This is a genomic window from Streptomyces sp. NPDC034085, from assembly GCF_055575555.1.
In genome coordinates this window covers 1-19,608 of the sequence record NZ_JBVISL010000019.1, presented here as the reverse complement: position 1 = coordinate 19,608, position 19,608 = coordinate 1, and the positions used below count along the sequence as shown (strand labels likewise).

Sequence of the window (19,608 nt, the reverse complement as noted above, 5' to 3'; positions counted from 1 at the left end):
TGGGTGGTCGCGGCGGCTCGAGTCCTTCGTTGTGCCAGACGAAGCGGTAGTCGGCGTAGCTCTCGATGAGACCGGCCTCGATCTGGAACTCGCGGTCCGTGACTTGCCGCATCAGGCCCACGTGTTGGGCCTGGGCCTGGCGGTAGTCGGCGAGGTCGGCGGCTGACAGCCCGGTGGGCCTGGTCCCTGTCCCGGTCACAGCTGGGTCCAGCCGCGCGGCTCGCTGCTCCCCGCCAGGGGCGTCCACACCTTCGCCTGGGGGCCGTGGGCCTCGATGTCTTCGAGGACGGCGGCGCCGAGGGGGACGTGAGCGCTGAGGCGGGTGACGAGATCGTGGTCGGCGGTCATACGCCGCAGGTCCGCGATCCGGTTGGCCAGGGTGGTGCGGGACGCTCCGGTGAGGATGAACAGGACCCTGGGGAAGCGGGGGTAGGAGCGCTGCCAGGCGAGCACGGCGCCCTGGTCGGCGACGGTGCCGCGCCGACCCAGGGGCTGGGGGGTGTAGTCGTGGAAGCGGGCGTAGGTGATGAGCTTGCGGGCCAGGCGCTCGCTGCTCATGGTGGTGCGGTCGATCTCGACGAAGGCCCGGTACTGCAGGCGTCGCGGGCTGGTGGCGGTGTAGTGGAATACGGCGTCGGCGATGAGCCGGTCTTCGCCTGTGGTGTCGGGGAGGCGGTGGGTGATCTCAGGGACCCAGTCCAGCGGCTGGTATTCGTCGCCGCGGGCCCGGGCGTCGGTGAGGAAGGCGAGGTGGGCGCGGACTCCGGTGAGGATGTGGGCGGCGCGCAGGGAGGCGGCCGCGGAGGACTGGATCGGGGTGGCGGTGCGGCCGCGGAGTTCGGGCCAGTCCCCGACGGTCTGGTGGCCGGCGGGGGTGAGGAAGTGGGCCTGGAGGCGGCCGGGGAGCACGGTGTGGGTGATCAGTCCCTGCTCACGCAGCGGCGCCAGGACGTTGTGGATCTTGCGGGGCGGGGTGTTGGGGGTGAGCATCTGGTGGAGCTGGGTGCTGGTCAGCAGCCGGTGCTGGGCGATCAGGGCCAGGGCCTGGTGGGCGTGGGTGTCCGCGGTGGCGGGCTGGAAGACGGCCGTGGTCATGCGTACTGCTCTCCTGCGTCGTCGGTTTCGGTGGGTGCGGTGCGGGTGGTGAGGAAGGAGCGAACGGCTTCCTCCTGGGCCAGTGCCATCGCGCTTCGCTCGGCCAGGGGCAGGGCGGCGGTGTTGGCGTGCGCGGTCTTGCGCAGGGCGGCGACCTGGCCAGGCCGCGCGAGGTCGCCGAGTACCTCGGCCAGTTCGGGGCCCCGGATCGGCAGGGGGCCGACCCGCTTGCCCGCGATGGTGAAGGAGGCGTAGTGCCTGAACCGCTCCAGGTCGGTGACGTCGCGGGGGGTGACGGTGCCCGGCCACTGGTCGGTGATCTGTGCGATGGCCTCCAGCGATCCGGCCGTGGTGGACAGGCAAGAGGCGTTCTGCAAAAGGGCGGAGCGGGTGGCCGGGTTGAGGCGGTGCATGAGTTGGGTCATCCCGTACAGGCGGCAACCGAACTTCCTCAACTGCTCGGTGATCTCCGCCAGCACGGTGGAAGACCCGTCCAGGGAGATCAGTTCGTCCAGGTAGAAGCGGAACGCCCGCCGCTTGGCCTCGGGCAGATCGCGGCGGGACAGGCCGGCGCGCAGGAAGTCGTGGACGATCAAGGAGATGAGCAGCCGGTCGGTGGGTCCGGTGCCCGGCGGGCAGACCCACAACACCTGGCCCTCGTCCATGGCGGAGCGGATGTCGTACCCGCTGACGGGGCATCCGAGGAACGCGCGGGTGACGGGGGAGGCTGCGAGGCGCTCCAGCGGGTTCAGCACGGTCAGCAGCGCGTCCCGGGGGATGTCGGGGAAAGTGGCCTGCCACCACTTGCGCGCCTCCGCATCCAAGCCGGCGATGGCGAGGTGACGGAACGTGAGGTCGGTCAGCAACGCCCGGACCTGGAAGATCGTCGCCTGCTGATCGGGCACCTGCGCAAGAACAGCCTGCGAGTTGACGGCCACCAGGACCTCGACGGCCTTGGTCAGGATGGTGAGCGCACGCGGCGCGGTCACATCTCCCCAGCCCAGGGCTCCCGCGAACGCCTCCACGACCGAGGCGGTCACTTCGTGCGCCGGCTGCCCGGGCGTCATGTCCAGCAGGTTCCAGCAGCTGAGCATTTCCTCGTCCTCGCGGACGGTGAGGTCGAACAGTGCGACCCGGTCGATGATGTCCTCGTGGGCGAGGTAGCGGGCGACGTCGGCGAAGGAGTCGCCGTGCGGGTCCACGAACGCCAGCCCGCGTCCGTTGTGGGCGCTGGCGACAGCGTGGACCTGGGCGCGCATGGTCTTGCCCCAGCCGGCCTTGCCCGACTGGACCTCGAAGAGGGTGTCGTCCTCGTGGGTGGCCAGCAGCCGTTCCCGGCCGTCGGCTCCCCGGTGCCAGCCCTGGGGCAGCAGATTCTCCCCTAAGGCGTAGGTGGGCATCTCGGTCTTCAGCAGCGGCAGACGGGCCGTGATGGTCGGCGGCTTCAAGAGCCCCGCCAGTTCGTCGATGTGCGCCCACCCGCCGCGGGCCGGGCGCATGACAGCCGTGGCCCACTGCTCATCGAACCGGCGCCGCCACGGCCGGCGGTCGGGGCCGAAACGCAGGGGACCGGCGGACCAGCCGAGCGTGGACAGGCGGGATGGGCCCGCGTAGACGTCCATGGCCGCCCCGATGCGGGCCAGCCTTGCTTCCGCACGTCCGGCCGCATCCGAGGCGCAGCGCACCAGGATCTGCACCCGCACCAGCCCCGGGGTGTGCGTGAGCTTCCCCAGCACCGCCTCCCGCTCGACGCGGCGGGGCTGGGGGGACATGACCATCTGCCCGCGTGGGCTGCCACGCCACTGGGAAGGGTCCAGCAGCTTGCCCATGGTGACCGGCAGGCTGTCGGCCGCCTCGCGGGTCAGCCAGCGGGCCTCGCGCTGGGCTTCGCGGCGGGCCTGGTCGCGGGCGCGCTGCATGGCTTGCATCCGCCGCACGGCCAGGTGCCAGCGTGGCGCGGGGGAAAGGTCCACGCAGACCTCGGCGACGTCGCCGAGTTCCGCGTTCAGGTCGGCGACCGCGTCGATCAGAGGCTGGAGCGGGTCGGGGTCGAGGGGCACTTCACGCAGGCGTGAGCCGGGCTCCCCGTGCAGGGTCAAGACCGCTCGTACGACGTGGACGCGGTGCTTGTCGGCTACCGGGGCCGTCTGCTTCACTTCGACCCGCGGCCCATACGGGGTCTGCTTCAGCAAGGGCTGCGCGGTCGCCGGGGCCTCGATGCGGTAGACCAGGGGCCGCTTTCCGTCGGCGCGCAGTCGCACCCTCACCGAGCGCGCCCGGCGCGGCGTCCACCACGGACCCGAGCCGGCCGCCCGCACCAGTTGCATGCCCTGCCGCCAGATCTGCTCGGCATCCGGCTCGAACGCCAGCGTCGGCTCCAGCTGGAGGTAGGTGCGCCGCGACAGGGCCTCGGCGCTCAGGCGCCGTTGCAGGTGCTCCCATCCGATCAGAGCGGCAGCCGTGAGCAAGGCCAGCCACCAGGAGTTCGCCAGGGTCCAGCGGGCGAGCGCCGCCAGCCCGTCCCACAGCGCGGCGCCCATGGGCAGGACCGCCATGGCGGTCAGGGGCGGTTCCATGATCCTTGTCCGTTCTGCGTGTAGTGGAGGGTCGCGGTGCGACCGTCGAGGAAGGTCCCGGCCGGGTCCGCCCCGGCCCATACCAGCCGCACTACCGCCCGCGGCTGCTGTCCGGCCGTGGCGGGTGTGGTGTCGCGGCGGGCGGCGGCGGCCTGGACCCGCACCTGGGTGTAGCCGGCGGTCTCCGCCGTCCATGCCGTACGGCTCAGCTCCAGCAACCGCCGCTCGTCGTCCGGCGGGAGATCGGGCCGGCTGGCCTGGTCCAGGGCCTGCTGGATGATCGGGTCCGCCGCCGGCCCGGACCCCGGCGGCGGGAGCTCCCGCGCCACAGCGCTGCCATCGCCGGCACCGGGCCCGGCCGACTGCCGGGTGGGGCCCGGTACCGCCGCAGCGGCGGAAGGCGCCGAGCCGGCGGAGGCCTGCGGTGACGGGGGAGCGACGGATCCGGCGGCCGACGGCGCAGCCGGCCCCGGCAGCAGGGCGGAACCCATCACCCTGGGCACCGCGGCATCCGTGCCGGGCCGGATGCCGTGTGCTCCCGTCCACAGCAGCACCAGCCCGGCGGCGGCCAAGACGGCCGCGACGGCGATCAGACGGCCGCCTGTCCACGCGTGTCCGGTCATAGGAGCCGGGCCCCTCCCGCGTAGTCGGGCATCGCGGTGACGGGGTCGATCCGTACCTGCGTTCCGGGCCGCGGCGCGTTGATCATCTTCCCGTCGCCGAGATAGATCCCGACGTGATGGATGGTCGAATCCGAGGTGGGGCTGTAGCCGTAGAAGATCAAATCCCCTGGGCGCAACGCCCCGTATCCGGCGGACGCGGGGATGCGACGTCCCACCCCGGCCTGGGTAGCCGCAGTGCGCGGCAGCATGATCCCGGCCCTCGCGTAGGCGTACTGGGTCAGCCCCGAGCAGTCGAAACCGGTCACAGCGCCGCCGTCCTGGCCGCCCGGCGAACAGCAGATCCCCGTGCTCGGCCCGCCGGGCCCGCCGCCGCCCCAGGAGTAGGGGACACCCTGCTGGGCCAGCGCGGCCTGGATGACTGCGCCGATGTTGCCCGAGGGTACGGCGGGAGCGGTGCCTAGGGAGTCGTAGCGATCGATGCCCGACATGACGTCGTCCACGTACGCCCAGGACAGGTTGTAGGTGTGGATCGCGGCGCGCAGCTGCTCGCGGTCGGTGAGGTTGCGGCCGTTGCCGCACAGGTAGACGGCGGCCGCGGCGGCGGCGTCGTCCGCGTTGTGCGGGCTGATGGTCCCGTCCTTGTTGCCGTCCTTGCCGTACGCGAGGAACGTCTCGGGCAGGAACTGGAAGGGCCCCACCGCCCGGTCGTACGCGCTGTCGTCGTCCCACCGGCCGCCGTCGCTGTCGTGGATGGGGGTGGTGTTCCCGCCGGCTCCGGAGCCGTCCAGGCGCGGGCCGGTGATGATGGGGTCGATGTCTCCGCTCGCTCCGACGAGGTGGCCGGCGGCGTGGTCGGATTCGACGCGGGCGATACCGGCGAGGACCTGCCACCGCATCCCCTTGCATCCGGGCACATGAGCGGTGACTTGGGCTGCGCCGGTGAGGTAGGCGGCCATCATCCGCTCCGGGATGCCAGCCGCGGCCGCGCTCACCGCTCCGCTCACCGGGCCGGTGCGGTGGCGGGCGGCGGCGGCCGACAGCAGCACCGGCCCGGCGCAGCAGGCAGCCGCCACCACCAGCAGCACCGTCAGACACCCCAGCTTCACCCACCGCTTCACCAGTCATCACCGCCCTCGCGGCGGCGCCGCTCGGCGACCCGGTCGGCGAAGATCGCCCGCAGCCGCGCCGCGTTCGCCGCCTCCGCGTCCGCCGTGCTCCCGGGCCCCGGCACAGGCCGTGCCCCGGAGGACCGACCGGACCGGTGGCCGCTTCCCGGCTCTGCGGCGGCATTCTGGGAAGAGCCGGCAGGTCCGGGTACGGCACGGCTGGTGGAGCGCGGCGCGGGGGTGCACCCGGCTTCGGCCCGCGGGGCCGAGACGCTGATACGAGGTGCGGGCTCGCGGTCGCGCGAGGCCAGCGGGGCGGTGGCGATCGCCGCGGCCACGGCGGTGTCCCGTACGGCGCCCACGGGGTCGTGGACCTGCCAGGCGGTGCCGATGACCTGTCCGGCGTGGTCGACGCGGTCGCGCAGCGCCCGGCCGCCGTCCGCCCACCGGCTGCCGTCCTCGCGGACGTGGTGCGCGGCGACCCGCAGCTGGGTGCGGGCATCGTCGGTGAACTCGGAGGCCGCAGCACGGGCACGGTCCAGGTTGCGGGGCAGCCCCAAGGACGCCCCGTAGGCCAGGCGCGCGGTACGGGAGGCGATCCGGTAGCCCCGAAGCCGTGATGCGCCGGCGTGCATGCGCGATCCGAGCAGGGGCCTGTCGGTGGCGGGATCGTGGAGGACCTCCCCGGTCCACTGGTCCACCACCATCTCGCCCCGAGCCTCCTGCTGGCCGGGGCCCGAACCTGTTGCGGCGCCGCGCAGCCGAGCGGCCGCAGGGTGGTGCGCCGGCCGGGGCCCGATCAGCGCGGCGTGAGCCCCGCGCAGGGCGACGGCGATCGGTGCCAGGCCGCGCCGTCCTTCGGCCATCGCGTCGCCGAGGAGACGGCCGGGCGACATCGGCATGCCTGCGCCGTCGCTCAGGGAGGCGAGACTGCCCAGGGAGCGCAGGCGCGCGCCGAACGCGCCGTGCGCGGCCGAGGGCCCCCACCGGCCCGGGCCGCCGGCGGCGGGGCCGTTCATGGCGAGGGCGGCGCCGAGCTCGGAGCTGTCACCGCGCAGGTGGCTGCCGCCGACCTTCCTGTACCGCATACGGGTGGACATGCGCTGCCCGAAGGAGGCCGTCGCGGCCAGCACCCGCCGGTGCATGATCAAGAACGCCACGGCGATCGCGTCGACCAGCAGCAGGCGCTCCACCATCAGGTCGGCTCCGCTGCCGGCCAAGACCGCGTCCACCGCGATCCCGAACAGGGGCAGGCACATCGCGGCCATGAAGGAGACCATGGCGGAGGCGATGAACACCCCCAGCCACCGCCACAGCAGCATGCGGGAGGGGCCGGGCAGCATCGACCACACCCAGGCGATGGGCCCGCCCGCGGCGGCCGCCGCATCGGCGCCCTGCGCGCCGAGCATCACCACCGCCATCGAGACGATCATGAGCGTGACGACGATCACCGCGATCAGCAGGGCCACCACCGACCAGACCCGGTCCCAGGTCGGCTTCTGCGCGTACTCGGCCGCCTCCTTGCCCACCGGCCCCGCCTTCTCCAGGCTCTCGACCAGCTCGGAGAACGCCGACTGCTTGTCTGTGGCCGGACCGTTGCCGTTTTCGCAGTAATTCCTGGCCGGACCATCCAGAAGCTCACACGGGTTCTTCTTGGCGGCCTGGCGCTCGCAGTCCTCCTTCAAGGGGCCGATGACACCGTCGCACCTTCCCGTGGCCGCACCATCCGCCGCAGGCCTCGCTTCAGGAGCGTTCTTCTTCACCCACTGGAGATGAGCGCGGTACGCGGAAGCCTGGCCGGACTTCTTCGGGTCCAGAACCTGCCCGTACTGGAGCAGCATGTAGGGCTTGACCACCAGGGCGTCGCTCAGCGCGCGCTGGATCGGATCGACCACCGTCTTCGCCTCGGCCTTCTCGCTGACGCAGGCCTCATGGGCGGGTCCCACCGCACTGTCGCAGGGGCGGCCGCCGCGCGCGGGCGTGCCGAAGTAGGAGGCGGTGGTAATGGACGCCACCTCGATGGCAGCCTGGTGGGTCTGGTCCAGAGGCCCCTCCCTGCCCAGCAGGTAGTCCGGGCGGACGAAAACGCTGGCGGCGAGGGCCGCGATCACCAGGGTCAGCGCGATCTCCCCCAGCCCTGTGCCGGCCTTCCCCCGCACGAACAGGACCAGCCCGAACACGAACGCCCAGGCCAGCAGCAGACCTTCGAGGCCGAGCGGGGCGACGACGTGACGCTCATAGGCGTCGGCGATCTGCTGTGCGGGCCCGGTCAGCAGAGTGATCAACGGGAACCGGAACACGAACGAGATCAGCCAGCAGCACAGCCCGACCAGCAGCCGCACCAGGGTGAACAGGCCGCTGAGGACCATCCGCTGGGTCTGCCCGACCACGTCGAGATTCAGCTGCCCGGTCTCGACCAGCTCGACCGCGGGGATCTTGCCCCCGGGCTTGGCCACCGCAGCCTCCAGCTGGTAGCTGCTGAGCGGCACCCCCTCACCCGTCATCACGTCCAACGGACCGAGCAACCCTGACCCGGCGGAAGTTCCGTCGGCGGCGGCCGCCACCGACGTATTCGTCACCACGAACACGACCGTGAGCAGCACGACGAAGCCGGCCGCGCGCAGCGTGCCCCGGTCTATGTGCAGATGAAGGTGGTTGGTCACAGCCGCCGTCCGGCGAGAGTCACCAAACCGACAGCGGCGCCGATGGCGGCCGTGGAGAACAGCAGCAGGACGGTACGCCCCTCCAGCCCGCCCGGCCAGACCGCGGCCCGCGCGACCGGGCCCGGTGTACCGGCCACGCTGCACGCGCCCGCCACAGGCGACGCGAAGGCGTGAGCATGGGGCGGAGCCCACACTGCGACGACGCACACCAGCAGGAGCACAGCCACCGCGCCTTCGAGCAACAGCCGAACACCACTCGTACGGTTCATGAGGTCCCCCCCGAGGCCGCGGGCTGTGCCGCACGACCGGGTGTCGTGAAGATCGATTCCTTGATGCGGGGCACGGGCGGGACGACGACCTTGACGCGGCCGACCTGCATGCGCGGGTCGCGCAGCAGCATCTCGCCCTCCCGGCCGGCCTGACCGACCGGGGAAAGGCCCGTGGTGACCAGCCGGATGAGGTCCTCGTCCTCGCCGTCCAACCCCAGGAAGCGCAATCCCTTGACCGCCCGGGCTCGGTCGGCGGTGCGGGCCAGGAACCGGTAGGCGACCAGACCGGCGTCCTTGCCCAGCTCCTCTTCGTCAGGGGCACCGAGGAAGACACCGGCGCCGTGCTTGCGGCCGTCGTGGAGGATCTCGTGGACCAGCGCGGACCCCTCTGCGGAGGAGGTCAGCCAGTACACCTCGTCCAGCGAGACCAGGCAGAACCGGGACGGGTCGGTGAACGCCGCCTGCCGGGCGACGGCCGCGATCAAATACAACACCGCCCGCCCGATCAACGCCTCCAGCGGCTGCTGGCGCAGCACATCGACATCGGCGAACGCCTCCCTCGGCGGCAGGGTCAGGCCGGTCGTGGTCACCACGACCATGTCGGCACCGAGATCCCCGTCGAGCGTGACCGGCGGCAGACTGGGGTCGAACACCATCGCAGCCAGAGGGTTGGTGCGTACGATCCGCAGCAGGTCGGCCATGGTGGCGGCCGCATCCCTTCGGCCCGAGCCGGCGCCCGAGGCCGCGAGCGCAGTGAGGACGTCGAGCACCTTGCCCATCGACGGCTCCGGACCGCCACTGACCTCGTCAACCGCATGGTGGAGCACGGCCCCGGCGGCCGTCATCGCCCCCACCCCCAACTGCAAGGTCAGGTAGGACAGGGCGTAGTGGGCGCCGACAGGACCGCCGAACACCCGCAGCGGGTCGATGGAGATCTGTGCCTTCGCGGCGTCGATGATCTGGCAGCGGTCCCCCATCGCCGTCCGCGCGAAGCCGGCCCACTCGCGCATCGGGGTCCGGTCGATGACGATCGCCCGCCCGCCCCGGTCCACGACTGCATCGGTGATGAGCTTCTGCAGCACGCTCTTGCCCGCACCAAGGTCGCCGATCACCGCGCTGGAAGCCGAAGCGTTGACCTGCGGGGCATTCGCCGGGTTCAGCAGCACCGGGCGGATCGTGCCGCAGTCAAGGTCGTAACCCACCATCATCCCGGTTGGGTCGCCCACGCGCGACAGCGTCAAAGCCCCCGAAGCAGCCCAGTCCTCCGACAACTGGTGCTGCGTGAACTGCGAAAGCTTCGGCGCCCGCACCGTCCCCGGCAGACCCAGAGCGAACAACTCCTCCTGCATCCCATACGGACGCTCGACCCGGTAGTCGCCCCCCGACAGGGCCGCCGACAGCTCCCACGCCCGCGCATCACACACCTGCGCATCCGGACCCCACACGCTGAGCACCGTCACTGACTGGACCTCGACCTCCACCGACGTCCTGGCCATCCGCGCGTCCTGCTCCGCCAGATCCCCAGCAGCATCCGGCAACGAGTGCGGCATCCCAGTCGGCTGCGCACCGTACTGGTCAGCCTGGTCCAGCAGCTCACGCTTCTTGCGCTGAACCTGCGCCCGCGCCTTCTTCGCCGGCACCACCCGCAGATCGACCGTGACATCGACCGGGAAGGGCAGAGCCTCCAGCTGTGCCAGAACGTCGGCGGCCCGCACCGACACCGCCGGCGGGATCTCCGCCAGCACCAGGTGCGCCTGGTATCCGGTTCCCGCCTCGGACTCCACCTGAAGCCACCGGCGACCCAGCGGCGACGACGACGCCGACCGCCACCACGGGCTCCTCGGCTTGGCCTCCTTGGCGCCAGCGCCCGTCTCCTGGCCGCCCTCGGCCAGACGGACCATCCCCAGATCCGCATACGACGGCGACTGCAGACGACCCTCCCGGACGTGACTGCCGTACAGCCGGCTGTGCTCGGCATCCGACAGCAGCGGTTCCTCCACCAGGCCGCGGTGCAGGGCGTGCTGAAGCATCCACACGACCTCGGCCGCCGACGCGGGCCTGAGCCCCAGCCCCCCGCCCAGGGAGGTCTGGATCCGCTCCGCCTCCAACACGGCCGCCTTCACGTCCGCCTCGGCCACCGGCATGGGCGGCAGGTCCAGCGCGGCCGACAGCTCCGCATACATGGCGGTGAGGGAAGCGCTCGCAGATCCGCCCTTGCCCGCCAAGGGCACGGCCAGCCACAGCGTCCGCTCGTGCATCTCCTGACCGGTCAGCAGATCGACCGTTGCCGCACAGGTCTCCGCCCACGCCGGCAGGCGCTGCCAGTCGACACCGGCCACCATCCGCTCAGCGACCTCGCCGGGATCAATACGCGCCGCCAGGACGAACAGGCGCGGCTCCATCCCGGGCATCGACCGCACCAGCGAAGTGATCCGCCCCAACAGGTCCTGATGCACCCGGGCGGGCAGGTAGCCGCCCGGCAGCGCGGCCACCCGCCACACCGCCCACACCCGGCCCGACACCGACCACAGCAGATGCCCCGCGATATGCCGGAAAGGCGTCCTCATCACGCCGCCCTCCCCGCACCGTCGGCGAGCAGCCGCGCAAGACCCGAACCGGCAGCCGCCCGCCCGCTGGCAGGCGCCTCCACCACGGCCACCGTCCCGGCATTCGCCGGAGCGGTCACGAGGACGGGAGTGATGACGAACCGAGCACGCAGGCAGGACGGCTTCCGGTCACGGGCGACCCGCCCACCGATCCGCCCGGCCGGATGCTTCAACAGCAGCGAGCCCACCCCGAGCACAGCCGTAAACGGGTTCTGCCCGGCGATCTGCGCCCCCCGCACCGCCCACACCGCACCCAGCCACAGGGCAATCGGCACCGGCCCCGCCCACGACCACCAGTCGAACGTCTTGATCAAGACGAACGCCCCACCGCCCAGCACCACCAGCTGCGCCGGGGTGTAGGGCCCGAACGGCAGCGTCCAGTCACCGAGCTTGCCCAGCACCCACGGATGCCGGCGCGCACTGGTGTAGGCACGCGCGACCCGCGGCCGCTCGACCCCGCTCACAGGACCCCTCCGCTGCCGCCTGCGGCAGGGTTGGGGGTGACCACGATGGTGACAGCGCCTGTGCCCTTGGCCGGGTTGTTGATCTCGTCCTTCACCGCGCCGGACAGCGACTCCCGCGCTTCGTACAGGCCCAGCGCGAGCACCATCGCGATCAGCGCTCCGATCCCGGCCTTCAGCGAGACGCGGCGGGCCACGGTCACGACGACCACCACCGTCAGCACGACCTTCAGGCCCTTGTCGCTCCACCCGCCCACCGTTTCGAGCAGGGAGTCACCCAACTCGTCGAGCTTGCCCGCGAGGATGAACTGCTGCTTCATCGCGCACCCCCCGAGACCGGCGCGGCCACCGAACCGGACGGGGCGGCCGGGGCCGCCGCACCAGCGGCCCCGCCCTCCAGGGAGCTGACCTCCCACCGCCCGGCCCGCGTGGTCAGCTCAAGCTGATAGACAAGCGGCCACCGTGTTCCGCCCCGGTCCTCACCGGCGACCCGCACCCGCACCCGCGCTCGGGTCCCGTCGGCCGGAACCTCCTTCCCACCCGCGCGCTCGGTGTCGGCTACGACGTCCTCGACGTCCACCCGCACATAGCCGGCAGCCGCCGGAGCCGACAGACGCGTCCCGGGCGAGAGGTATCGCTCCAGCCCCGCGCCCTGCCCGCCCGCAAGGTAGGTCCGCAGGAACTCACCGAGCGACGCCGACAGGGCTGCCCCGGAGGGGACGGAGTGGGAGAACGGGCCGGCCGCGGTCTCCGGCGCGATCTCCGGGGCAGACACCTCCGCCGGCGAAGCGGAGACACTCAGCGCCCCGCCGTCCCGACCCCCGGTACCGGACACCGCGAAGTACCGCACAACCGGCCCGGTACTTGCCGCAGGCTCCGGCGCCGGACTCGAAGCCGCCGGGGCAAGGGGGACGGCGTTGGTGAGGGCGGCGACAACCACCGTCCAGCCATCGGGGGAGGACGCGGTCCGCACTGGCACCACCCGCAGTGCACCAGGCATCGCCTCGCCACGAACGCGCTTGGGGAGCTGCACGGAGGGCGCCATCGACCGCAGGGCCGCAGCCACGGGGCTGTCGGGCTCTGCCGCATCGGAGCGCAGCCACAGCTCCACGAACAGCGCGGCCGTACCGCCAGGGTCGGCCGGCAGCCTGGATGCGCTGTCGGCGTGCGGAACCGGCGCGGCCTGAGCAACGGGGCCTCGCGGCATCACGAGGGCGACAGCCAGGGCCAGCGGCCCAGCGGCCAGCGCCGCCCAGGCCCCGATCCGGGCAAGACGCGGACCGCTCGAGACGCTCCCGCTGACCGGAACGGTCTCCGGACGGGAACGGCGCAACGGCTGCGCGGTTGCGGCCTGCGGCGCTCGCCGTAGGCGGCGCGAGGGCCGGGGTACAGGGCTCATGAAAATGCCTTCCGTGGAGGTGCTCGTTCTTGCACCCCACGAAACGGCGGTCTTCTCACCCACTGGCTCACCACTGCCAGCCCCCCGGCGTCACGGGAAGGAAACAGTGCTGCCGGTGAGTCACCGGTGACCTCGCGCCATCCAGTGAAACTCCCCACCGCAGGTCAGAGCCCTGCCGACAGGACTCACCGGTGACGAACCCGGGCCCCGGTGACCTCACCAACCACCTCACCGCTCCCCCCACCGCGGGCGATCCGGCGCGCGTGCGGCCGAAGCGGGTAACGGTGCCGTCTGGGCTTGGTGCCGACCTTGCGGTGCGCGGGCCGGGTGTAGGAGTTGCCGGTGGCAAGGACACGTCCGACGTCGTAGCGGGTCCCGGGCCGCTGCTCTTCGATCCGAGGGGACGTCCGGGCCCGGGCCGCGTGGGTTTCGGTGCACCGGCCGGCGTGCCGGTCTTCGCGCGCAGGTTCCTGAGCCCCCGGCGGACTCGGGTGGGGGTAAGCCTGTTCGGTTCCGCCGGTCATTCCCACGGCCGGCGGAGATCCCGCGAGCGGCCGGGCGGGACGCAGTTGAGCGTGCGCGGCCAGAACGAGCCAGGTCAGCGGTCGGCCCCGGCGGAGTCACGAAGCCTGGGTCGGGTCCAGCCGAGCGATCGAGAGTTGCATCGAGGAGGGGCTGCCGGTGGTCGGGTCGGTGACGGCGGAGCTGCTACTGCTGGCGGTCAGACCGCCACGGCCCGCGACGGCACCACGGCGGCCCATGTGCTCGTGCACGTGGAGCGAGGTCCGGCGGAGCCGCTCTACGACGGCCTCCCCCTGGGCGAGCTGGTCGTCGGCGTCGGCCTCCACCAGCCTGGCGAACTCGGACAGTGCGACGGCGAGCTGGGCGCCGGCTTCGGCCAGCGTCTCGCGCTCGAGCCCGATCGCTGCGGGCAGCAGGACATCCAGGGCGTGCTGGGCGAGGCCGTGTGGTGGCGGGCCGCCACGGGGCCACCCCGGCACGGGCCGCTGCCGCGCTCGGCCTGACCGAGGCGGCCGTCCGCCGCGAGCCGCCCGCCTGGGCCGCTGGAGCCCTTACCAGGGGTGAGTGCCTGTTGCTCCGGCAGAGTCGCCATCGACACGGTGCTCGGCCCCCGCGACGCTGCTGCCCTGTCCACGGGGTTCGCCAGCCCCTGCAGGCCTTGCGCGGCTGAGGGGAAAGCAGCGGGGGAGGTAGGAGGGGGACATTGAGGGGGAGGCAAGAGGGGGAAACTGCCCGGGATACCGACCTGATCCCGTACCTTGCATTTGGACTGGTCAGGCGCCCATTTCGGAGGTGGTGACCGGCCAGACTTTATTTGTAGGGGAGGGAAGTGATTGGCTTCTGTAGGGCGCCTGACGGATAGGCGGGACCGGAAGCGAGCGGCGTTGTTTCAACCCGCTGCGGGAGAGCCGTGAGCTGTGACCAACTGCTCGTTCATCGCCTGCCGGCCGCCCGTGGGCGGTCAGGCTGGGAGGCGTCGGCGGTGCCGAGCCGGGGGTGGGTGCCGACGTCGTTCCGGGCGGCGTCTGTGCTCGGTGCGCCCACGTTGCTGGCCCGGCCGACCGGGCTTCGGGAGGAGCAGCTCGGCAGTGCGGGGTGCTGATGTCGTGGTGCGCGGCGAGCGAGCTTGGGCGAAACCAATGTGGCCGACGCCCACTTCCGCTGAAAGCGGGTGGCAAGGGCGCCGGCCGACCGAAGAACACACCACGAGAGAACCCGCGTGCATCATCAAGCCGAGCATAGCGCCCGGGCCGGGTGCCGGCACGCACCACGGCGCTCCTTGGATGCGGTAGCATTTTTCTGCTTGTGTGGGGGTCTCGTTGGATCCTCACGGCATGGTGCGCGCCGACGCGCCTCACCCTCTGGAGGTCGGGACCCGTGATCCGCGCTGGACGAACCGCCGTGGGCCGGCGGGAGCTTGCTGACGCCTTGGGGATGACATGGCCGACGTTCCGCCGGCTCAAACCGCACGACGCCGAAGGCTTCCCTGAACCGGTCAGTTCGGAGGGGGCGCTGGTGCTGCTGTGGGACCTGGAACAGGTCAACGCCCACCGAGACGGCAAACCGCAGCCGACCCTTCCGACCGAAGAGGACGACGCGGACCTGCTCGACCGCCGGGAGGCTGCCGTCGTGCTGGCCGTGAAGCCGCGCAGCATCGACAGCTACAAGACCGACCCGCGCCTCGCCGACCACGTTGTTGTGGTGGGCGGGGTCGAGCACTGGCCCCGCGGCGTGCTGCGTGCCTACGGAGCCGCCCGAGGCGCCATGACTGCGCCCAGCGGCCGGCCGACCGGATCCGGCGACATGGTCCCCCGGGATCTACTCCCCGGACGCATCGCTGAACTCCTCGACGCCGACCCCGCGGTGACTGCCGCCCACGCCGTCGACGTCCTCGGCATCTCCACCTCCACCGCGCAGAAGCACCTCCAGCACGAGCGGGCGGCGCGCATCGCCGCACAGATGCACACCGAGCCAGGTCTCCGTGCCGAAGAGGCCGCAGACCGCCTCGGCTACCCCCCGGCACTCCGCCGCATCGCCGTGAAGGCAGCCCAGCAGCTCCACGACAAGCACTGAAACCCCAAAGACCCCGGAGGGGGCCCGGCCGCCCGGCCGGGCCCCCTCCGGGCTTTCTCGGCCCGGTGGGGGCGGGCGTTGCGGGTCCGGTGCCGGTGGGGTGGACGGCTCCGCTGCGCTGCGCCGTCCACCCCACACCGTGTGCGTGGTGGGGAAGGCCCCGCGGAAGGCGTGCCGGACTCCGCTTCGCTGCGTCCGGAGCGAGCGCTGCGCGCTCTCACGCCCCCCGCGGGGCCTTCCCCACCACGCACACGGTGGCCGCGTGCCGCACTCCGCTTCGCTCCGTCACTCCGCTTCGCTGCGTAGAGCGCCCGGCCGGCTCCGCTTCGCTCCACCAGCCGTGCACTCCTTGGCGGCACGCGCTGCGGGGTGTGGTGGGGGACGGGGAATGCGGGGGTACGCGCTCCGCGCGCACCATACCCCCGCATTCCCCGTCCCCCACCACACCCCTTGCCCTCCGCGCTCCGCGCTACGGGGCTAGCCGGCACCGCACCCGCAATGCCCGCCCCCACCGGGCCAAAACACCCTCTGACCTGCCGATACATCACTCTTTCGAGTCGGCCGCGAGGGGCTGATTCCACCCCGGGTGAGCCTCGATTGCGGTAGAGTTCTCTTGTCGGTGAGAGAAGTGGCAAGCCCACCGGCCGAAGAACCCACCTCCTATCCAAGGGAGAACCATGTCCACTACCAAGGCCGTTGAGTTCGGGCTGGTGATCCAGCCCGACGGTTGGTTCGAACTCGCCGACTGGACCTCCAACACGACTCCGGCCGCCGCCCTTGGCTGCGACCTGACCCACCCCATCCCCCTCAACCGCGAGATCACGCTGTGGGTGGACGAAGAGGCCCTGATGAACGGCAGGCCGGTCAACGCTCCGGCCACCCCGGTCCTGCGGTCGCTTGGCGCTGCACGGTTCCACTACTTCGGCCCGGTCCTGTTCACCGGCCCCACCGACCACGAATCGGCATGCGGAACCCACGGCCTGAGCGAGGACCAGGCCCTTGTGCTCATCGAGCAGCACCTCACCCGGGCCGCCATCAAGGTCCCCCAGCAGCGCACCCGCTGAGACCCAGAACGGCCAGCAGGGGGAACTGCCCCAGCCCACCGTCTCGCCTGTGGGGCCGGAAGTGGCACCGGCCCCACAGGCCGACCGAAGAACCGCAGGACAACCATGAAAGGGCACGCTCATGACCGAGTTCCAGACCTCCCACCATGCACGCACACTCGCCCGCCGCAGCATGATTCTCGTGCGGGCTCTCGCCCGGACCGCCGGTGAGGGACTCCACCACCTCACCGTCATTGCGCTCTCGCCTCGCGGCGCCGCCGAGGCGGAGTGCCTCATCACCGGCCCTGTGCCGAACGAGGACGACCCGACCGACCCGCTCGCCTACGTGGCCTACCTGCTGGCCACAACCACGATGGGCGCCAAGGCCATGTTGGTGGCGCGCACCCTGCACCCGCAGGGCGACGTCACGTTCATGTCGTGGGCGGTGAGCGACCTTGTCGCGCGGCCCGCCACGGCCGAAGAGAGCATCGTCGCGTACTGCATCGGCCACGACCGCGACATCACGGACCCCCTGCCGGGCGTGACGTTCGTGGACGCCCCTGCACTCGACTGACCCGCCCGGGCGCGGGTACCCCGCAGACCTGATCACGCACCGCCAGCGGCGGGGGAGTGGCACCCCCGCCGCATCCGTAGAACACCCAAGAAGGAGAAACCTCCCATGGCACACGAGATCGAGCAGTTCAGTGACGGCACGGCCGCGTTCGTGAGTGCACGTGAAAGCGCTTGGCACCGGCTGGGCACGGTCACCGCCGACGCGCTGACCGCCGAGGACGCCATGCGCCTGGCCGCCCTCGACAACTGGGACGTCCGCCTGATCGGCCTGCACGCGACCGAACTGACCGCCGACGGCGCGACCGTGCTCGATGTGCCGAACCACCGGGCGACCGTGCGCACCCACCCCAAGACCGGACGCCCCGAGACCCTCGGAGTGGTCGGCCCCGACTACACCCCGGTGCAGAACGAGGAGCACGCCGAGTTCCTCAACTTCCTTGCCGACGAGTCCGGAGCACACTTCGAGACGGCCGGATCCCTCAGGAACGGTCGACAGGTGTTCCTGACCATGAAGCTGCCCCAGACCATGACCGTCGGCAGCAACGACAGCGTTGACCTGTACATCGCTGCTTTCAACTCCCACGACGGCAGCAGCGCGTTCCGGATCGTCGTCACGCCGGTGCGCGTCGTGTGCGCCAACACGCTGCGCGCCGGGCTGCGCAGTGCGAAGAGCAGCTACACCGTCCGCCACACCTCCGGAGCACGCGGCCGAATCGCCCAGGCCCGCCAGGCCCTGGGGCTCACGTTCAAGTACGCCGAGGAGTTCGAGAAGGCCGCCCAGCGCATGCTGGAGGCGGAGATGACCACGCCCATGCTCCGGGCGGTCGTCGAGGAGCTCTGGCCGGCCGCCAACGGGGACAGCGCCCGGAAGAAGACCAACCAGGCCAACCGCTGGAACACCATCCGGAACCTGTTCGAGCAGGCCGACACGCAGGCGGGCATCCGGGGAACCGCGTGGGCGGGCTACAACGCGATCACCGAGTACGCCAACCACGTTGCTCCGGCGCGCGGCGCCAGCCCCGACCTGAAGAGCGCCGCCCGCGCCGAGCGCGTCATCACGGGCACCGCCGATGACGTGATGGAACGCGCGTTCCGCCTGATCACCGTCTGATGCACACTTCCCTTTCGGCCCGCCTACGCGCCGAAATCGACGCCCAGCCCAAGCCGCAGCCCGGCGCCTTGGAGCAGCTGCTGGCGAAGCACTACGGAGCCGACTGGCACCCCGGCTGCACCTTCGCCGACATCGACGAGTCTCTCTATGCCGCCCGCTGCGGCGCCGACGACGAGGACGAGGACGAGACCCCGGCGCCCCGCCAGGGCATCGCCCCGGTCTGCCGGGCGCAGCGCCGGGCCGCCTGGAACCTGGCGCAGAACCGCTCCCTGAGCTGATCGCTACAGACACGTCCGCGTCAGCTCGACGGAACTTCTCCCGGGGCGGGAGAACCCCTCCCGCCCCGGCCACCCCTAAGGCAGGAACACCATGAGCACCCACAGCGCAGCCCAGCTGATCGGCGGACGCTCCCACCAGTGCGACGCCACGGCGACCTACACCCACCAGGAGCGCCGCGCATACGCCTTGCTCGACGGCATCGGCAGCACGGAAGAGGTCCAGACGTGGACGCGCACGGCCGCGCGCCGACTGGCCCGCGCTGCCGCCCGTTTCGGGGCACTGGAGGGCCTGCGGCAGATCCACTCGGCCCGGGCCGCCGAGCTGGCCCCGGAAGGCTGGTACGCGCAGTACATGCCCACGGCTGTCGCTGTCGTGGCCGTCGCCGAGCCCGGCAAGCCGCTTGAGGTGGCCTGGTGCGGTGACGCCCGCGCCTACCTCCTCCCGGAGACCGGCAGCCAGCTGGAACGGCTTACCACCGATCACAACATGCGACAGGTCCTGATCGACATGGAGTTGGAGCCCGGGCCGTACGCCCGCAACCGGGTGACGTCCTACCTCGGCGACACCAGCCCCAACCCACGGCTCGGATCGGTTCTCGCCCCCAATAACGGCAGGCTCGTACTCGCCAGCGATGGCGCGTACGAGCCTCTCGAAGACGCACAACTCCCCATCACCGACTACCTGATGGGACGTCCCCACAGGGCCGCCCGGGCCCTGGCAGCGGCCGCCATCGCACACGACGACGGCCGCGCCGACAACGCCACGGTGCTGATCGCAGATCTCGCCGCGAGGTAGCGGGCCCCGAGTCGGTAGCCCAGCGGACCATGACCTCAAATCCAGAGTCAATCCGAGATAGATTTTGAAGCACCCCTCGGCGCGGGGTGGGCGGGCCGGTCCACCCGACCGCCCCGCGCCCCTCCCGCTGTTGCCAGCCGCCCGCGAAGCGGGCTGGTCCTGGAGGCGAAGCCGGAAGGACTTGGGTGGGGAAGCGAAGCGGACCCACCCAACAGGCCGTAGGCCCAGACCCCGTGAAACGGGGTCACCCCCGGCCGCGTAGCGGCCCGTTCAGGGCGAAGCCCCGAACCCGTCCGGAGCGAAGCGGAGGACCCCGGCCGAAGGCCGGCCCTGGCTCGGCTTCGCCGAGCCCCGCCGAGCGCAGCGAGGCGGTTCTCTCCTACGCGCGCAGCGCGTAGGTACCCGCTCCGCGGG

Annotated in this window: 17 protein-coding genes and 1 pseudogene; 6 read left to right on the top strand and 12 right to left on the bottom strand. The window is 71.8% G+C overall.

The features are described 5' to 3' along the window. Window positions 1-195 precede the first annotated feature (195 nt). The 12 genes and pseudogenes from ACZ501_RS34445 to ACZ501_RS34390 all read right to left on the bottom strand — a co-directional run bounded on the left by ACZ501_RS34445 (window position 196) and on the right by ACZ501_RS34390 (window position 13,799). Window positions 196-1,095 carry a replication-relaxation family protein gene (locus ACZ501_RS34445; RefSeq protein WP_468800620.1) on the bottom strand — a complete coding sequence of 300 codons (900 nt, stop codon included), beginning with the start codon at window positions 1,093-1,095 and terminating at the stop codon, window positions 196-198. Then, entirely contained in the window at window positions 1,092-3,671 is a 2,580-nt protein-coding gene (locus ACZ501_RS34440; RefSeq protein WP_468800617.1) for an ATP/GTP-binding protein, read from the bottom strand. The genes ACZ501_RS34445 and ACZ501_RS34440 overlap by 4 nt, the downstream gene beginning before the upstream one ends. After that, entirely contained in the window at window positions 3,656-4,294 is a 639-nt protein-coding gene (locus ACZ501_RS34435; protein ID WP_468800615.1) for a hypothetical protein, read from the bottom strand. Before ACZ501_RS34435 ends, ACZ501_RS34440 begins: the two co-directional genes overlap by 16 nt. Next, on the bottom strand, window positions 4,291-5,412 hold the full coding sequence (locus tag ACZ501_RS34430; protein ID WP_468800612.1) for a C40 family peptidase: 1,122 nt from the start codon (window positions 5,410-5,412) through the stop codon (window positions 4,291-4,293). The genes ACZ501_RS34435 and ACZ501_RS34430 overlap by 4 nt, the downstream gene beginning before the upstream one ends. Beyond that, window positions 5,409-8,063 (bottom strand): hypothetical protein, encoded by a 2,655-nt coding sequence (locus tag ACZ501_RS34425; protein WP_468800610.1) that lies wholly within the window; start codon window positions 8,061-8,063, stop codon window positions 5,409-5,411. Before ACZ501_RS34425 ends, ACZ501_RS34430 begins: the two co-directional genes overlap by 4 nt. Then, window positions 8,060-8,200, bottom strand: coding sequence for a hypothetical protein (locus tag ACZ501_RS34420; protein WP_468800607.1), 141 nt, complete (start codon window positions 8,198-8,200; stop codon window positions 8,060-8,062). Before ACZ501_RS34420 ends, ACZ501_RS34425 begins: the two co-directional genes overlap by 4 nt. 128 nt (window positions 8,201-8,328) lie before the next feature. Further along, window positions 8,329-10,899 carry an ATP-binding protein gene (locus ACZ501_RS34415; protein ID WP_468800604.1) on the bottom strand — a complete coding sequence of 857 codons (2,571 nt, stop codon included), beginning with the start codon at window positions 10,897-10,899 and terminating at the stop codon, window positions 8,329-8,331. Then, window positions 10,899-11,402, bottom strand: coding sequence for a hypothetical protein (locus tag ACZ501_RS34410; protein WP_468800602.1), 504 nt, complete (start codon window positions 11,400-11,402; stop codon window positions 10,899-10,901). Before ACZ501_RS34410 ends, ACZ501_RS34415 begins: the two co-directional genes overlap by 1 nt. Then, window positions 11,399-11,719: a hypothetical protein gene (locus tag ACZ501_RS34405; RefSeq protein WP_362454455.1), complete on the bottom strand. Its 321-nt coding sequence runs from the start codon at window positions 11,717-11,719 to the stop codon at window positions 11,399-11,401. The genes ACZ501_RS34410 and ACZ501_RS34405 overlap by 4 nt, the downstream gene beginning before the upstream one ends. Next, window positions 11,716-12,174, bottom strand: coding sequence for a hypothetical protein (locus ACZ501_RS34400; protein WP_468800599.1), 459 nt, complete (start codon window positions 12,172-12,174; stop codon window positions 11,716-11,718). Before ACZ501_RS34400 ends, ACZ501_RS34405 begins: the two co-directional genes overlap by 4 nt. A 911-nt stretch (window positions 12,175-13,085) precedes the next feature. Continuing rightward, window positions 13,086-13,450, bottom strand: a pseudogene (locus tag ACZ501_RS34395) (NF041680 family putative transposase); the annotation flags it as partial. After that, window positions 13,419-13,799 (bottom strand): hypothetical protein, encoded by a 381-nt coding sequence (locus ACZ501_RS34390; protein ID WP_468800596.1) that lies wholly within the window; start codon window positions 13,797-13,799, stop codon window positions 13,419-13,421. The pseudogene ACZ501_RS34395 and the gene ACZ501_RS34390, both read right to left, overlap by 32 nt. A 955-nt stretch (window positions 13,800-14,754) precedes the next feature. Here ACZ501_RS34390 and ACZ501_RS34385 point away from each other — a divergent pair. From ACZ501_RS34385 to ACZ501_RS34360, 6 genes are all read left to right on the top strand, one after another. Further along, the gene (locus ACZ501_RS34385; RefSeq protein WP_468800593.1) at window positions 14,755-15,393 is read left to right on the top strand and encodes a hypothetical protein; all 639 of its coding nucleotides are present in this window, start codon (window positions 14,755-14,757) and stop codon (window positions 15,391-15,393) included. A 677-nt stretch (window positions 15,394-16,070) separates the two neighbouring features. Beyond that, the gene (locus ACZ501_RS34380) at window positions 16,071-16,457 is read left to right on the top strand and encodes a DUF3846 domain-containing protein (protein ID WP_468800591.1); all 387 of its coding nucleotides are present in this window, start codon (window positions 16,071-16,073) and stop codon (window positions 16,455-16,457) included. Window positions 16,458-16,578: 121 nt separating this feature from the next. Continuing rightward, window positions 16,579-17,010: a hypothetical protein gene (locus tag ACZ501_RS34375; protein WP_468800588.1), complete on the top strand. Its 432-nt coding sequence runs from the start codon at window positions 16,579-16,581 to the stop codon at window positions 17,008-17,010. 105 nt (window positions 17,011-17,115) lie between these two features. Continuing rightward, window positions 17,116-18,120, top strand: a complete 1,005-nt coding sequence (locus tag ACZ501_RS34370) for a DUF932 domain-containing protein (protein WP_468800585.1) — start codon at window positions 17,116-17,118, stop codon at window positions 18,118-18,120. Then, complete coding sequence (locus ACZ501_RS34365; protein ID WP_468800582.1) at window positions 18,120-18,398, top strand: hypothetical protein; 279 nt, start codon at window positions 18,120-18,122, stop codon at window positions 18,396-18,398. The genes ACZ501_RS34370 and ACZ501_RS34365 overlap by 1 nt, the downstream gene beginning before the upstream one ends. Before the next feature lie 91 nt (window positions 18,399-18,489). After that, window positions 18,490-19,194: a PP2C family protein-serine/threonine phosphatase gene (locus ACZ501_RS34360; protein ID WP_468800580.1), complete on the top strand. Its 705-nt coding sequence runs from the start codon at window positions 18,490-18,492 to the stop codon at window positions 19,192-19,194. The last annotated feature ends 414 nt before the right edge of the window (window positions 19,195-19,608 follow it).